We start from the raw sequence: 16,429 nt of genomic DNA on the forward strand, positions 1-16,429 counted from the left end.
TGTCGGCAAAAAATGAAAGTGTGTTTTGTGCGTTGGCGTGGGTGGGCTTTTTTACAAATTTATTTTTGGGTGGGCTTTTGAAGTCAAGTAAGTTGTCCACGAAAAGTTCGTTCAAAGCTCAAATGTTCAAGGTTGCACTGTCGCCATAGGGTTTCTGCTAACGGCAGACTGTGAAAATACCATATTTTTTGTTTCCAACTGTATAAATTATTTGGAAAAATTTCATATCACCGAATTTTAGACATGATAAAGGCAATATTTTCATAGACCGCCGAGTAGTTTGCAAAAAAATATGAGCTCCCACAGGCTTAAAACAAGCCAATTTTGAGAAAAATTAGGGTCTTTCTTGTAAGGAGAAACCCAGTTTCGCAATTTTTCGATAAGCATCGGAACCCCTAGTATAGAGAAACATCGTTTGATGTTGTATACAAGCATTATTAGACTGTGTTCACCATTGACTTTTACTAATCCTTTAAGGTTTGTGTAATAATATCCCCATTTTCTTTTATGGTTCCAAAGATATGCTCATTAATTTCTTGTCGCTTACGGTACAATACTGCATTGTCTTTATAGCGTTTATTGTTCTCTTCTACCGCAGAAGCAAATTCACTTCTCTCTATTTCTCTACCTCCACTTGCTCTTCCTGTACAAAGATGTTTTACCGGACATGTTTTACAGTCGGGTGTTCGGTATTTTTTAAATCTATAACTGTTATGATTATCTCTTGATTTTTTATGCCAGGAACCGGTTGTATTTAAAATATTGCCTTGTGGGCATGTATAACAATCGCTTTCTTCATTATAAATGAAATTCGTTACTACGTATTCTGGTGTGGTTCCATGTGTGTTGCTATTCACTATTTCAGAAGGTGCAACGATTGTAACAATATTTGCATCTTTGCATTGCTGAATTTCTCGCCCATTGTGATAGCCTTTATCTAGAATAGCAATAAAATTATCTGCAGCCAAATTTGCTTTTGCTTCGAGTGCGATATCGGTTAAGGCATTCCGGTCATTGCGATTTATGGTATGAGTGGCAATGACCAATTTATGTTTTTCATCAACCGCAGTCTGGACATTGTAACATACCTCCACGACTTGTCCATGAACCAACAATGCTCTGGAATCCGGATCAGTAGTACTTATCTGTTGTTCGTTTGTAGTAAGGAGTTGTTCCTGAAGAATTTCATACTTAATTTTGTTCTTCTTAAGTCTATTTATTTTTTCTTGGATGTCAGAAACTTTGATTAAGTCGTCCTGGGAATCGTTTTGTTCAAGTAGATTGATGTATTCCGTACTTTTCTCTTCAATATAGGCTAAATGTCTCTCAATTTTCTTTTGATTGTAATTATTCTTTTTGCTGTTGTGGGCTCTTGACTTTGTGCCATCAATAGCTACAACTTGTCCACTTACTAAATCGATATCCTTCAAAAATGAAACAAATAATTTGAACACGTTTTTTAATGCTTTAGGATTGTCTTTTCTGAAATCAGCAATGGTATGATAATTTGGTTTCAAGCCTAATGTTAACCACTGAAGTTCGATATTGCGACAGCATTCTGTTTCTAATCGGCGACTACTTCTCAAACCATTTAAATAGCCATACAAATAAATTCTAAGAAGTGTAGCAGATTCAAAACTAGGTCGACCCTCATTCTTTAAAGTCTTTACTTCAAATCCAAGTTTTAACAAATCTAATTGCTCTACAAATGCGTCAATAAATCGAACGGGATTATCCTGTCCTATTGAGTCTTCCAATGAACTCATCTGCATTTGTAATCTTGGTATGCCGGTAACATGATTCATAATGTATAAAAATACACATTACAATTAATATTGCCACGATTTATTTATATTAATTTTTTGGGAGTTTTTTCACAACCTGACGGTTTACGGCTTGGCGATGGTGGGGCATTTGAAAAACGTCAGCCCAACCTTTGCACTAATGCCAAATAGAATTACTAAAGTTTAATTTACAACTGTCTGCCCCACTATTGCCAAACCGATGTTCAAGCGACACCTCTGGTGAACAAAAGAAATAGGAATGATACTTGCCATTGCATTACAAAAATTTATGCAAGGTAACGAAATTTCCAAAAATGTATTACAAGAGAATGCAATTTTTTATTTAAAGAAGTTGCAACAGACAATGACCATAAAAGAATATGGTCTAGGCTCCATCAAATCCTACGTCAATGAGATGACATTATTGTTTAAATACTATCATCATAAGCGAGTAGAGGATATTCTACAAGAAGATATAGAGCAATATTTGATTTATATAAAAACAGCGCATCAAGTAGGTCGAGCTAAGTGTAGAAGTGTGGCACAAGCATGCAGTTTTTTCTTTAAGAAGATACATCCGTGCAAATACATCGTGCCGAGTAATTTATATCCGAAGAAGCAATTTATATTGCCAAATATCATGAGTGAAGAAGATATTGAAAAACTAATATGTACACCAATGACGGTGAAGGAATATTGTGTTGTTGGATTATTGTATGGCACTGGAATGCGAATCAGTGAATTGTGTAATCTTCGGATAGCAGATATCGATAGCAAATCAAAGCGAATTAAAATAATACAAGGTAAAGGGTCTAAGGATCGATATACATTGCTTCCGGATCATCTGGTGGCTAGACTGAGAGAATTCTATATCCTTGAATCAAGACCAAAGGTATATTTATTTACAAGTAAGCAAACTGGCAGAGCAATGCATCCAAGAAGTATGCAACTGGTAGTAAATTCAGCAATGGAGAAAGCTGGATTCAAGACAAGTAAATATACAGCTCATACATTGCGTCATAGTTTTGCAACACATCTACTTAATAGTGGCACAAATCTGCATGTGATCAAAACACTATTAGGACATAGTAAGATAGAGACCACGATGATCTATCTACATTTACAAAAGCATACACAACTTGGAATAATATCTCCACTCGATCAATTGTTTCAACGTGGAACAAAATCAAATTGAGATTACAAAATTATTACAACAAAAAATATTTTCACATCCATCGATTACAAGATTTAACTCATACAGCAGAGCAGTTTTTGACAAGTTAAGTAAATGTCATACAAGTAAAATTGGAGTTCATCAATATCGTTGTAATAATACAAATTGTAACCATGTCCATTATCAGTATCACAGTTGTGGGAATCGTCATTGTCCTACATGTGGAGGAATGAGACGTGAAGCATGGATAGAAGATCGAATGAGTGAATTGCTGCCTACACAATATTTCCATATAGTATTTACATTGCCACAAGAATTGCGAAGCATCACGATGGGAAATCGGAAGTTGATGTTTGAGTTATTGTTTCAATCAGCACATTATACATTGCTAAAGTTAGGTCATGATCCTCGATGGCTTGGCGCTCAACTTGGTATCGTTTCTATACTTCATACACATGGTCAAGATCTTAGCTTTCATCCACACATTCATTGTATCGTAAGTGGCGGTGGAGTGACTAAAGAAGGAAATTGGTTACAAAGTAAAAGATCAAAAGATCGATTTATTTTTCCACGAAGAGTGATGGAGAAAATATATAAAGCACATTTTCTTAAGCAAATGTATTCTCAATTTTGCAATGGTGAATTGCAAATAGAAAATGCAGAAAAATTAAATTCATCAATTGAATCAGTGCGTTATAAAAAGTGGAATGTGTATTCTAAGGCACCATTTGGAGGACCATCTCAGATCATAGCATATCTAGGTAGATATACACATAAGGTGGCAATTACAGCACATAGGATAAAGAAAATTGATGATAAATATATCAAATTTCAATACAAAGATTATGCTGATAATGGTAAGGAAAAAGAAATGACATTGTCGCATATTGAATTTGCAAGACGATATGAGCAACATATATTGCCGAGACGATTTGTAAAAATTCGTCATGCGGGATATTTGTCCCATCGAGGTAAAAATGAACGTATTGCAAAGTTGCATAATCTATTGAAACTGCCGCCACCAATGCCAAAAGTGGAAATACCAATTCAATTGCGCGTATTGATCAAAACAGGAGTTGACATAAGTCTATGTCCCATCTGCAAAACTGGAAAATTAATCCTGATCAAAACAAGTATTTGCATCAACGGCATTTTGATCGATGTCAAGACCATACAAAACAAAGGCTCTCCATTAATAAACATCGACATTCCATGAAAATTACCCTAAATAAATATTGTTATACATTTACTTACAGAAAAATTAATGTAGATTTTTCTGTGGCGAAGCTATGCAAAAAAACTAATAATTGTACTACTAAAAAAGTAAAAGCTTGACCTAAAAAAACTCAATTGATATACTATGACACCTAAGAAGAGGTCTCGTTGAACACCGTATAGCAGAAAGCCCGTTGTAGTTTTATTTTATCATTATCTGTAAGTGACGATTAGCTTTCTATTGTATTTTTCCTTTGGGCTTTCTTCTATACGGCTAAATGTTGGCGGCTGGTTTTATTCTTTGAGTTTTAGTCATTTCTTTAAATTCTGTGATGTTGTAATAGTATTCCAAATTGTAAACAATTTGCAGTGTATCTGTTTATTCGGATGTCAGAACAATAAAGCATATGAACAGAATTTGGGTTAGACATAGTTTGATTTGTAGGATAGGTAGTGAAATGTGTCCGTTGCATAGTACCAGTATAAAAAGCTAATTCTCGCCTAAAACCCAATAATTCTCTTATGATACTTTTTTTAATGGAAGTATTTTTACATTCAACGGCTAACATTACGTCTGTATGTTGAGGGTATCCTGTTAGATTTGGTTGAAGTAAAGCAATGTCAAGTTCGTGATAATCTCCGTTTGTTTTTCTGGGTGGCGCACCACGCATATGATAGCTAATAGTTGCAAAGTATGTATCAGTAAACAATTCACCGAAAAGCACTCCGCCATTCCTTACTTCAAAATATGGATAAGCCCGATTAATTTGTCCGCCCTTTTGACGAAGTGTTAATACACTTCCACCGATAAGAGTGACCTGAAGCCCTTCTTGAGTTACTAAATTTTCAATTATAGTTGCGAGAACGTGGGCTTCATAAAGTTTGCCTTGTAAACTTCTTGTCGGCAAAAGATTTGCTGTACGTGCAGGAGAAACACCTGCATTCCCTTGAAGTATTGTTGTAATCTGTCCTTTTATTCTAGCTACGTCTGCTGGTGTCATAGTTAATTTTCTTTGCGAATTTCTTGTAAAATTTCTCGGAATGTTGAAATGATTTTGTCGTAGTTTGGCAGTTCACTCAAGTCATAATAGACTTGTTCTCCAGAATTTAAAAGTTCAACATTAATTGTTTCAATTTTTTTTTCGCCTTTTGTAAACTCATTCAAGCGATTTATCAATCCTTGAAAATTTTTATTTGATAAATTCTCTAAAACTTCAATGCTTTGAGTTAGGTAAAAATCTAAAAGATAACGGGGTTGCCTTTCAAATTTTTCTTCTTCATATTCTTCTTCAAGTCTTGTATTAACTTCTGTCACGATGTCGCCAAAGCCATTGTTGTTTAGCTCCTTAATCAGAAAATCTCTAATGTCGTTTGCTTGTTCTGGTGTTATCATCGTTCAAATTTTAGATTATCACTTTATGTCTATTAGTGGAGTCTTTGTTAAACTTGCCGCCAACGGTTGCGGCTATGCGTAGTGCGGGAATTTATGGCACATCACTTTCCTTTTGGCAGTTAGTTTATTTAATGTAATTACTTTATTATCAGTACTTTTGCCAGCATTACGTATAGCCAATGTTGGCGTGTCGTGCTTTATTATTTTCAATTTTAATCTTTCCAATTTTCAATCAAGCTTCTTGTTTTATTATTTGGCTCAAATTCTTTATCAATTGCTCCAATGTCTATTACTACTGGAACTTGAGCTGAAAGCCCTGCTAAAATACAAGTACCTGTTGGCAGAATTGGTAAATACTCAAAGGATAGTTTATCAAGATAAGAGATGGTTTTCTCCACCGCAATAATATCATTGTTGTTTATTAGTCTGTGTAAAAAATAGTTGTGCAATTGTGAAATTATTGTTGGCGAAATATCAGAAGGCCTTTGGCTAGATAATGTCAGAAAAACACCGAATTTTCTACCTTCTTTTATTATTTCTTCAAAAGTTTCAAGTCTATAATCTTTCCATTGTTCACTTTCTCGATTTGAATCTCTTGAAAGAATATTGTGTGCCTCATCTATTATTATATTTAAGTGAGTTGTCTCATCATTTTTTGCCTTCTCTCCTTCATAAAGTTGTTTACACAACAACAATGGCAATATTTTACGCATATGAATATTGACATCCTTTAACGATACTATTGTGAAATTTCTAGAAGTTGAAACATCATCTTTCGCTTCAATAACTTTTCTTATATCACTAAAATTTTTTCCTAACCGCTTTATCAATGGGGCAAGATGTTCGATGTTCGCAAATCCCTTGATTATCTCATCATAATATTGAAAAACTATCTGTAATTTGAGAACATCCAAGTCGTTTATTTCTGTGTTTGTTAATTCTAATTCCTCAAAGTGTTCTAGAATTTTTGTTCTCATGTTATTATCCCAATACCATTCACCATCATCGTCTATGTAAACAAACTCTCTTTTATTATCTCTGGCATAGAATGTGATTCTATCTCTGATAGAATCTCTAATCTCGAGTAAATTAGAATGACCCAACGAAAAATATAGCTCAGATAGAAATTCAATTAAAATCTTTTGACCTAGTTCGCCATCGTTCTTTGCAATCCCAAGCAAAAAAGTGCTTTTGATAAGCTCCTTAAGACTCTCATTTGTTTTAATCTTTTCTGCAAGTGAAGTGTTGCCGATTGCTCTTCTTAAGAATGGTGTTTGAGTTTTCTCAGTAGCTTCTAATACAATTGCCCAAAAATTATGGTCATAAAGCGTTTCTTTAGAAATCGGATACTTTTGACCGTCATTGTTTTTTGTGTTCAACCGATAAATATTCTTGTATTCTTTTGGGATAATTACATTTTCTGATTCGGTTACATATTCTCCATTAAAATCTAGCAAAAAGAAATTTGATTTTTGCTTGAATTTCTGATTGTCTTTGTAAATTTTAAACAGCTCAAAATAGAGCTTGGCTAGTGTATATGACTTTCCGCTTCCTGTATTACCAAAAATACCAATATGGCTGGCGAATAGACTATCAATTCCAACTGTGATGGTTTGTCCTTTTTCTAAAGTTAGTGTTCCGATAACTAAAGGCTCATCAGTTTTTCGAATAAAATCATGTACTTGGTTAAACTCTTTTCTGTCTAAAAGATAACATTCGTTATCAACTAAAGGCATCTCTTTAATTCCACGCTCAAATTCCTTTTTGTTAAAAAAACCAAGCAGGCTTACACTAAGTGACCTATTTATCTTTTCCTTATCACTACTATATTCTTTCGTAGAAGCAATTTTGTCTTCATAAGTGAACTCCCCTTCAACCTTACCAATAATTATTGTGAAACCTTTTATTATTTTAATGTAGCTACCAACAGATACATTTTTAATTAGGTCACCTTTATACACTAAATGGGATGAATTTTTTGCTTTGTCAACTGAAACTCTAATTGACCGACCATCAACAGAAATTACTCTACCTACTCTAAATATTGAATCTTCGACTATTATTTCGTTTGACATATACTAATCAATTTTGTCTAAGATTGCTTTTAAGAACGCTTGGTTGAAAGTTTTAAAGTCGAAATGTTTAGATGTATCTTCAATCTCTAAGACTTCAATATTATAATAACGAATAGTGGCACTTCCTTTTTTTAGATTTGCCTCTATATCAAGTTTTGCACTATTGTCATAAGCGAAAACTTTGATTGTTAGAGTAGGATTCGAGTTTGCTGCTCTTGTAACAATCTCCCTAATGTGTTCATCTGCCATAGAAAATCCGAATACGATGAGTATCGTATTTTCTTTTTCTAACTCGTTTGAAAATAATCTTAGAAGCTCATAATACTGAAGATTAAGAATTGTGTCTTGAAACTTTTCCTTGGTTGGGTTTACAACTGCAAATTTTTTATATTCTTCTAAAAACTCTCCATAGGTTGGTAAAATAGTTTTTCCTTTAACTTCTGTAGTAAAATGAGTGTCGATAGTTGCTGATGTATCAAAATCAATCAAATCCGATTCAACATTGTCAAATTTAACTTGGACAGAATTGATAGCTCTTAAACCTGAATAAATAATATTATCTTTATCTGTTTCCCAAGTCAACGAGCCATGGACTTTCAATAAGTTGAAAACAGGGATTTCTGAGGTGTTATCGTAATGAAGGCTTTTTTTGAATAAAGAATTCTTGAAATTTGTTAGGTTAAAAATAGGGTTAAATCGGCCGTAAAATCCATCGTTGTATTCAAGTTGAGAGGTCTCCAAAGCCTTTTCGAAAAACACATCGATATTTGTCGTGAAAATGTTGACTTGTTTGTTAAGAATGGTACTTTTTCTTTTTAGAACAATTGTATTTAGATAAACTAAGAAATTTTTGTAGTTTGATAGAACCTCGTCTCTCTTAACATCTGTAATAGTTTCATCAATAATTTGAGGGTTTTTGCTGATAACAGTTTTGAAGTATTTCCCCAAAATTGAAGCTCTAACAATGGTTTTTTCGTTTTCGCTAAGAGTTTTGTTTCGTTCCAATTCAGTTAAAAGAACTTCAATGTTACCAAGTGTCGAAAAGTAAGGAACTGAAAGACCTGACCCAACAAGGAAATTCAAATTGCAGTCTTGAATTGTATTTTTAAATTTCTCTATGTCCATTATTTCCTATTTCGATTAATGTATTATGTTGTCGGTTTTTGCATGCACGCCAACATCTTTATCTACGCCATAAAATATATACGCCATATGGCGTTTATATTTTATGGCGTAGATATCTTCTATGTGACCAGGGTTTCCTTTCATTTTTAAGGGCGGTTTGAGCTTTGGCAAGCAAATATAAGGAGGATTTTGTCTCATTTTACCGGGTGGATTCAGGATTTTTTTCTCAGACCTCTTTCCTCTGCGTGAGCCGGCCGGAGTGCTGCGCAGCAGGTAAGCCGAACCCGGCTGACGGAGCGGATAGCGAACCACGCAGGACGGCGACCCTTGCCTCGCAAGGGGCACTCCCACAAGCATTGCTTGTATGAGCTTAGCGATGCAGATAATGGGGGTATGGCTGGCTGATGACTTAACCGGAAACCCGCCCCATGCAAATGACATGACAGCTATGATGTACAGACCCGAGAGCTATGATACAGCAGCCTCTCTACGAGACCTATAGCCCTGTTTAGTTCAAATTATAAGGTAAAAGAATCGGCGGGTGAATCAGGACTTTATCCACTTCTTGGTGATCGTCCTGTCCCCTACATTGATTCGCGCAAAATAAATCCCTCTCGGAAGGTCTCCTACAGGAATGATAAGCGTGTTGTTCTGTCTCTCGAAATTGCTCTTGATCTCACGACCAAACATGTTTGTAATCACGACATTGACAGAAGCAGCGGTGGATTGACCCAGATCCAGATTGAGGACTTCCTTCACCGGATTCGGATAGACCTGAATATCTGAAGCCTGAATATCATTTGTAGAAGAGATCAGGTCAAATTTTGTACCTGAGTTGAGAATTTCCTTCGTATTGGAATCATAGAGATAGGCGATCGCATACATTTGATTTTCATTCCAGGCACTGTTTACCGTATAATTATAGACAAATGAAACCGAAGATCCTGTATTGGCTAAAGTGATGGATTCTCCGGCAGCCGGACTGACCATCGTGCGAAACACGTTGTAATGTACGCGTTCGCGATTGGCTGTGACCAGATCTATTTGTTTTTCTACTGCGACTACCATGAGCTTGTAACTGCTGCCGGGCTTAGTCCCTACGGTCTTGATTTCAACATTGACAGTTTTGGAGGTCGTACCGGTTTCGCTGACCACAATTGAAATCGCTGAACTGCTATTGAGGTCAGCAGACAGATCTGCTGAAGTCACGGCTCCGGCGCCTTTTGTCTTCGTACCATTGATCACTATCATTGGTGTACTGTTGATATTGTAAAACTTGGTCAGTAGAGAATTTTGCTCTTTGTTAGCCTGATACAACGGGCAGGTGCTATAAGGAAATGAGGGGTGCACCGTAAAATGGTGGTAGCTGCCCTGCAATGCGGGATCAAATAATTTGGTATAGAACCCCGGATTCGCACTGGCACAGCTAGGACAACCTGTATTGGTAAAATGCTGTAAGGTAATATACTTCTTTGCCTGACTATAACCCAGTACTCCGGCAAAAAGTAAAATAGAAGCGATTAAGTATAATTTTTTCATCATAATCTTCCTTTTTGAATCATTCATTCGATGCATAAAGATAGCTGAAATGAATTTTCTATACCTCTTTTTAGTTTTTAAAACTCTGTTAAAGTCCTGTTCTCTCGATTTCCGGCACAGGATTCATCATTTGGAAGTCGCTAACCATATGATCTATAGCGATATTTGCGTTTTGCATCCAAACTTGATGGCTGGAGAGGATATGAATGTTCTGCTCTCTTGTCCACAGAGATGCAGAAAGGCAATATGCCTTGATCATTTAGCATGTCTTTAGAATATTTTTATAAGCTTGACTAACGCTGACAACATAGCTTCTCCTCTTTGGATTTTGCATAAGCTGCTTCCTGTAGCCATGTGCCTGATCTCCGTTGTGGCATTGAGAGCACAGAACAATCCCCCACATCTGGTCTTGCATCCTCCGGCAAAGGACACACTCTACATTTTGGATTCCTTTGTTTTAGACGGTGCTACGTTGCGGCTGTCGAATCAAAAGGGAGAGATTGGATTCCGCTTTCTCAGTCACGAGCCCCCGGTCATTATTCTCGATACTATTCAGCGAGACAGCTTCAAGATCAGTTACAGGACCTTTCCTCTGTATCGCTCCAAAGCTTATTTCCTCTACGATACAAATATCCGCCAACAGGTCCTCGAACCTCTGGAAGACATGGTAGGATATCAGGCTGACAAACCAGCCTCAGATTGGTGGGATCAGGGTGATCTGGACTATTCCGGATCCTTTACCCGTGGGTTTTCAGTAGGCAACACCCAAAATCTGGTTCTCAACTCTGCGCTCAATCTTCAGATCAATGGTGATCTGGGTCATGGCCTCAAGCTCACCGGTAGTATATCAGACAATCAGATTCCAATACAGCCTGAAGGCAATACCAGACAGATACAGGAGTTCGACCGCTTGTTCCTCAAAATTTACAACAATAAATCTGCCTTGACCATGGGCGACTTTGAGATCCAAAAACCTCAAGGGTATTTCATGAATTACTATAAGAAAAGTCAGGGAGGGCTGATTGAAGATAAGCTAAACTGGAAATCCGCCATCTGGACCCAGCGGGCAGCATTCGGGATTTCCAAAGGCAAATTCCGCAGAATGGAGTTAGCTGTCAGCAATGGAAATCAGGGACCTTACCGACTGACAGGGGAGATGGGGGAGAGTTTTATCATCATGCTGGCGGGTACAGAAAAAGTATGGCTCGATGGGCAATTGTTAGAGAGGGGAGAAGAAGGAGACTATATCGTGGATTACAACCTTGCCGAAATCAGATTTACACCCAGACGGTTGATCAGTTCCGAAAGCAGGGTCATAGTAGAGTTTGAATACACAGACCAACACTACACTAGGTCCCTGGCAGTATATCACGCTGCCATGGACAGTAAAAAAAGAAATATCTACCTCAATGTCTACCAGGAAAGAGACAGCAAAAAGCCCGCTTTTGAAAACGACCTGGACTCGTTGGACAAACTCACCCTGGCCAACTCAGGTGATGACCAAAGTCTGCTTTTTCGCAGTGGGATCAAAACCGCAGGCTCCGAGTTCAACCCCAACAGGATTTACTACAGCTACGCTGATACCACGGTGATGATCCAAGCTGTGCCTGCAGCTTTTAGAATCTTGCGCGTGAAATCACTACCGGACAGCTCGGATCTTCAGGTACAGTTTTCCGAAACGCCACCCGCACGGGGAAGCTACCGACTCAAATCGGCAAACCTCAACGGCAGAGTCTACGAATGGACAGCACCGGATTCCGTGACGGGTCTCCCTACGGGCAACTACGAGCCACTTGTTCCGCTGATTGCTCCGCAAAGTCAGCTGATGGTGACAGCTGGCCTCAGACACAATATATACTCAACGGGATTGCTCAAAGCAGAGATCGCTATGAGCAGATTTGACCAAAACCGTCTGTCTGCTTTGGATGATGGCGACAACACAGGTCTGGCAGGCACTCTGGAGCTACGAAGCCCTTCCTGGAAACTGAATGCAGCCAAAACATCCGTACAGCTCTTTACCAAAGCTGAATGGAATGACAGCAGATTCAAAGCCATCAACCACTACAGACCTGTCGAATTTCTACGAGATTGGAACCTCAGCAACCTACCTTCCGTAGAAGATCGCTGGATCACAGCCGGTCTCCAGTCCGATTGGCACAAAAAGCTGGAACTGAGAATGCAAGTCTCGCAACTTTCCCGGACCCATATTCAAGACGGCTTGAAATCTACGGCAACCTTGGCATGGCGGGATAGCATTCGGCAGTTTGCACTGGTCTTGGATCAGTTGAAAGCCAGCAGTATATCTGACAGATCCGTTTTCTTCAGACCACAGTTTTCCTGGGAAAGAAGATTCGGTAAACTCTGGACAGGGCGGCTCCAGGCAGATAGGGAGGAGAATTCGAGGCGATCTTTACATTCTGACAGCTTGTTGAGATCGGCATTCTCCTTTGATCAGATACAGACTTCGTGGCAGCGAAAGTCTGGAGACAATAAGCTCTTGAACCTGGAATACAAATGGCGCGCAGACAAAACTCCGGGTGTAAGCTCATTTCAAAATTTCAGTCAGGCGCATGAAGCCTTAGTTGGATTCAAGAAAGTTTCCTTGCGCTGGGGAAACTACGACCTGAATTTGACAGGAAGATTGGTACAGTATGCTTCCAAAGCTCTGGAAGATAGTCTGGGGCAATATCAGTTTCTCGGATCAGTGGATCACCAGATAGATTTCTGGAAGAAGTCCATCCGCAGTAAAAACACATATCTGGTGTCATCAGGAGTTGAGCCCAAGCTCGAATTCCTCTTTGAAGAAAAAAGGCCCGGGGAAGGGGATTATATATTTGTAGACTTCAATGCTGACGGCATTCGCCAACAGCAGGAATACGTTTATGCACCAGATATTGATTCTGCACAGTTCATCAAGATCCAAATATTCAATTCGGAGTATGTTCAGGTGTACCAGTCAGAGTGGAACAACTTTTTGCGATGGGACGGCGCACAGTTGTTTCAATCCCACAAAAATCCGATGCGCCGGCTTCAAATTGAAAATGTGATGCGCTTCAACTCCAAGGTAGGCGACCAAAGCAATTTTGGGGAACGTATCTATCCTCTCCAGTTTCTCGATAAATCATCTCAAACCATCGCCTTTACTGCATTTGCTCAACAGCAGATTTTCTTTAACCGCTCTAGTCCAAAATACGAATACAACTACATCCAGCAATATTCCGGTCAAAAACAACTCCTGGTTTCAGGCACCGAACAAAGGCAATCCTGGGAACAAACCTTCAAAGTGAGATATACACTCAAGAAGAAATGGGACCTGGCTTTGTCCACCGGACTTAAACGGGAAGAGCACGAGTTGGCATCATACCCTCTTCAGAATTATCAAATAAGGCTATATCGAATAGAACCTTCTCTAAGCTTCAGGCTCTCTTCTGAAGTGAGGATGCAGTGCAGCTACCTGAAAAAAGATGCCGGTGAATACAAATTTTCCGGGGAAAGGGCCAATATCAATCAGGGAGCAGCCGAAGTCCAATATGCCTGGAAACGGCGAATATCCTTACGTGCCAATACCAAATGGATAAGTATTTCTTATTCAGGCAGTCCGGGGACTGCTGTTGAGTACATACTTTTAGAAGGATTTAAGGCGGGCAATAATTTTACTTGGGAACTACAGACAGATTATAGAATCACCAAGGTCGTACAACTCCAATTGTCCTATTCAGGAAGAAAATCTGCCGATTACGAACCCACCCATACGATGCGCGCTGCAATGAGGGCAAATTTTTAATCCCGGATTTTGCTTTGGAATACGATATTGACCTTCCGCAATAAAATTTGAATTAAACCCAATCGTTGCAAATAATTTTACCCTGAAAAGAATTTCAGCTGCTACATTCTAGTTGATACAGCTATTGCATGGATGAAGTGAATCTAAGAGGAATAACTCAATTTCGAATCAGCTTGTATTTCAACGAATTTCCCGTCCCGGGCTCTTGTATATCTAAGACATAAACTCCCGGTATCAGCTCACTAAGATCAATACCCTCTGCCTGATAATAACCCGACCGGACTTCAGATCCGGTGCTTTGTCTCAATGACCATCTAAATCCATCCTGCGTACCTAACTTGCTATCTATAAACAGCATTCCATTTGTAGGATTGGGGTATATTTCATAAGCAGAATGAAGATCGCCTTCATTTAATCCTAAAACGAGGGATTTGGATACTCCATTGCTGCAAAGTATCCATAGCTCTGGGTCAAAAACAACTTCTTCTATAACAAAATCGACATCATTGACGAATATTTGTTTATCGTGTACATTTTCTAATCTCAACATTTTTTCCTTGCCTTGCCCTTTGAGCAACACGGGAATCGGCATTTCAAAAAAAGAAACGGAAGGATGTGAAGATGACTGTGATATCTTGATATAGACTTTATTGTCTACATCCTGATTCCATTCTACAAAATAACGTGGGAAACCTTGCCCTTCAAACCAATCTGAGAAAAACTCGGAGAGGTTTTGTCTGGACGAGTTTTCAAGGTTTTTCTGAAGCTCATGTGTACGCCCAAAACTATAACGCTCTGACCTGAGATAGTCGCGCACTCCTTGAAAGAAATTGGCATCGCCGAGTTTCCAGCGCAACATATGAAGTAAATAAGCTCCTTTAGCATAGGACAATCTCCCGTGGAAGATGCGGCCTACGTTGCTGGTATCTTCTACCAGTACAGATCCATCATTGGCAAGTAGGATGTAGTTGAGATTGTCTTCTTTCCAGTTATACCAACTATAATTTTGTTCAGTGACAAATCGTTCTCTGGTCAAGCCTTCGAGATAAGTCGCAAATCCTTCATTGAGCCAGATATCTTCCCACGAACCACAAGTCACCATGTCTCCAAACCATTGATGGGCAAGCTCATGAGACAATAAGCCCCAACCGTAACTGGTCACAAAACTCATCGTCTGGTGCTCCATTCCTCCACCCCATCCAAATTGTGCATGGCCATATTTTTCGGCTGCAAAGGGATAAGTGACAAACAAACTGTCGTAAAATCTGAGAACCTGAACCAGGTTGGCCGTTCCTGATTTGGCATCCTGTAGATTTTCAGGATAGACATAATTCAGCATAGGCATTGCAGTACCATTATTTAGGATAACATCATCAGTGTACACCTCATAATTCGTGACGGCGATAGCCACAAGATATGAAGCGATAGGATAGCGATGTCTCCAGTGGTAGGTGTGGTCAGTTGCTGTTCCATCTGTGATTTGCTGGAGTGATCCGTTGCTGGCAGCCTTATACTTTTTAGGACATGTGACAAAGATATCCAGCGAGTCAATTTTGTCATCAAGGCCGTTTTTGCAAGGCCACCATTCCTGAGCTCCATAGGGCTCTGACAGGGTCCAGATTACCGGCACACCGTTGTGGTCTGACTGAATGAATGATCCAAATCCGGTTGCGGTGGGCACACCTGCATAGCTGATCGAAATACTGTCCAGACTACCTGCAGAGATTTCAGAAGGCAGTGTTATGTTGAGATTGAAAGGTGCAGAATGAGTAAAACTGCTCAGGATGTTGCCGTGATACAATATCTGATTCACCTTGAGGCTCGGTGACAGATCTAGTTGAAGTTCCGCAAAGCTGTTGGTAGTCGGTGCAAAATAATGCGTCACCGTACCCGAGATATAATTAACCGCGGGATCAATATTCCAATTCATCCTGCTGTACACGATGTTAAAATCTGAAGCAGCTCTCGCCGATATGCGCTGATTCACATCTTGCCATTGGTGCTCTGAAGGCCTTTTGCAGCCTCTGAAAACTCCTTCATCTTGGGCATTCAGCAAAAAAGCGGGGACTAAGAAGCAAACCATAATCCAGTTTGGGAATCGAAAATTCATGTTCTGTATTTATTTGTGCAAAGATACTCAGCATTTTATCTCATAAGTGAACGAATTTTAATGCATAAATTGCTGGATTTAGTGGAGAAAATTTTTGCGACCGGCGCAGTACCTGCTTCAAACCCGGATCGTACAGATAACTTATCTCTCATGACGAATCCCGGCATCAAAAGTTTTAGGTTTACTCTGTTTTTCAGAGCGAATACCTGTATCTTTGCGGCGCAAAAAGT

At 38.9% G+C, this 16,429-nt stretch carries 10 protein-coding genes and 2 pseudogenes; 3 read left to right on the top strand and 9 right to left on the bottom strand.

The annotated features are described in order from the left end of the window. Positions 1-345 precede the first annotated feature (345 nt). Positions 346-1,805 (bottom strand): annotated as a pseudogene (locus IPI99_05545) (IS1182 family transposase). A gap of 238 nt (positions 1,806-2,043) precedes the next feature. On the opposite strand from IPI99_05545, the gene IPI99_05550 reads away from it, so the two are divergent. Together IPI99_05550 and IPI99_05555 are read left to right on the top strand one after the other, a co-directional pair. Continuing rightward, positions 2,044-2,979: a tyrosine-type recombinase/integrase gene (locus tag IPI99_05550; GenBank protein ID MBK7339974.1), complete on the top strand. Its 936-nt coding sequence runs from the start codon at positions 2,044-2,046 to the stop codon at positions 2,977-2,979. Between the two features lies 1 nt (position 2,980). Then, positions 2,981-4,009 (top strand): annotated as a pseudogene (locus tag IPI99_05555) (IS91 family transposase). 484 nt (positions 4,010-4,493) lie between these two features. On the opposite strand, the gene IPI99_05560 reads toward IPI99_05555, so the two are convergent. The 7 genes from IPI99_05560 to IPI99_05590 form a co-directional block, all read right to left on the bottom strand. After that, on the bottom strand, positions 4,494-5,174 hold the full coding sequence (locus tag IPI99_05560; GenBank protein ID MBK7339975.1) for a hypothetical protein: 681 nt from the start codon (positions 5,172-5,174) through the stop codon (positions 4,494-4,496). Between the two features lie 2 nt (positions 5,175-5,176). Beyond that, entirely contained in the window at positions 5,177-5,566 is a 390-nt protein-coding gene (locus IPI99_05565) for a hypothetical protein (protein ID MBK7339976.1), read from the bottom strand. Positions 5,567-5,778: 212 nt separating this feature from the next. After that, the gene (locus IPI99_05570; protein ID MBK7339977.1) at positions 5,779-7,641 is read right to left on the bottom strand and encodes an ATP-binding protein; all 1,863 of its coding nucleotides are present in this window, start codon (positions 7,639-7,641) and stop codon (positions 5,779-5,781) included. A 3-nt stretch (positions 7,642-7,644) separates the two neighbouring features. After that, positions 7,645-8,766: an SIR2 family protein gene (locus IPI99_05575; GenBank protein MBK7339978.1), complete on the bottom strand. Its 1,122-nt coding sequence runs from the start codon at positions 8,764-8,766 to the stop codon at positions 7,645-7,647. Between the two features lie 15 nt (positions 8,767-8,781). Next, the gene (locus IPI99_05580) at positions 8,782-9,117 is read right to left on the bottom strand and encodes a hypothetical protein (protein MBK7339979.1); all 336 of its coding nucleotides are present in this window, start codon (positions 9,115-9,117) and stop codon (positions 8,782-8,784) included. Positions 9,118-9,312: 195 nt separating this feature from the next. Next, positions 9,313-10,308, bottom strand: coding sequence for an Omp28-related outer membrane protein (locus IPI99_05585; protein ID MBK7339980.1), 996 nt, complete (start codon positions 10,306-10,308; stop codon positions 9,313-9,315). Between the two features lie 85 nt (positions 10,309-10,393). Then, entirely contained in the window at positions 10,394-10,564 is a 171-nt protein-coding gene (locus tag IPI99_05590) for a hypothetical protein (protein MBK7339981.1), read from the bottom strand. Positions 10,565-10,633: 69 nt separating this feature from the next. On the opposite strand from IPI99_05590, the gene IPI99_05595 reads away from it, so the two are divergent. Beyond that, positions 10,634-14,089 carry a hypothetical protein gene (locus IPI99_05595; protein MBK7339982.1) on the top strand — a complete coding sequence of 1,152 codons (3,456 nt, stop codon included), beginning with the start codon at positions 10,634-10,636 and terminating at the stop codon, positions 14,087-14,089. A 157-nt stretch (positions 14,090-14,246) separates the two neighbouring features. Here the strand turns inward: IPI99_05595 and IPI99_05600 are convergent, their stop codons facing one another. After that, the gene (locus IPI99_05600; GenBank protein ID MBK7339983.1) at positions 14,247-16,199 is read right to left on the bottom strand and encodes a peptidase M1; all 1,953 of its coding nucleotides are present in this window, start codon (positions 16,197-16,199) and stop codon (positions 14,247-14,249) included. Positions 16,200-16,429: the final 230 nt, after the last annotated feature.

Source organism: Saprospiraceae bacterium (genome assembly GCA_016710235.1).
Taxonomy (GTDB): Bacteria; Bacteroidota; Bacteroidia; order Chitinophagales; family Saprospiraceae; genus Vicinibacter.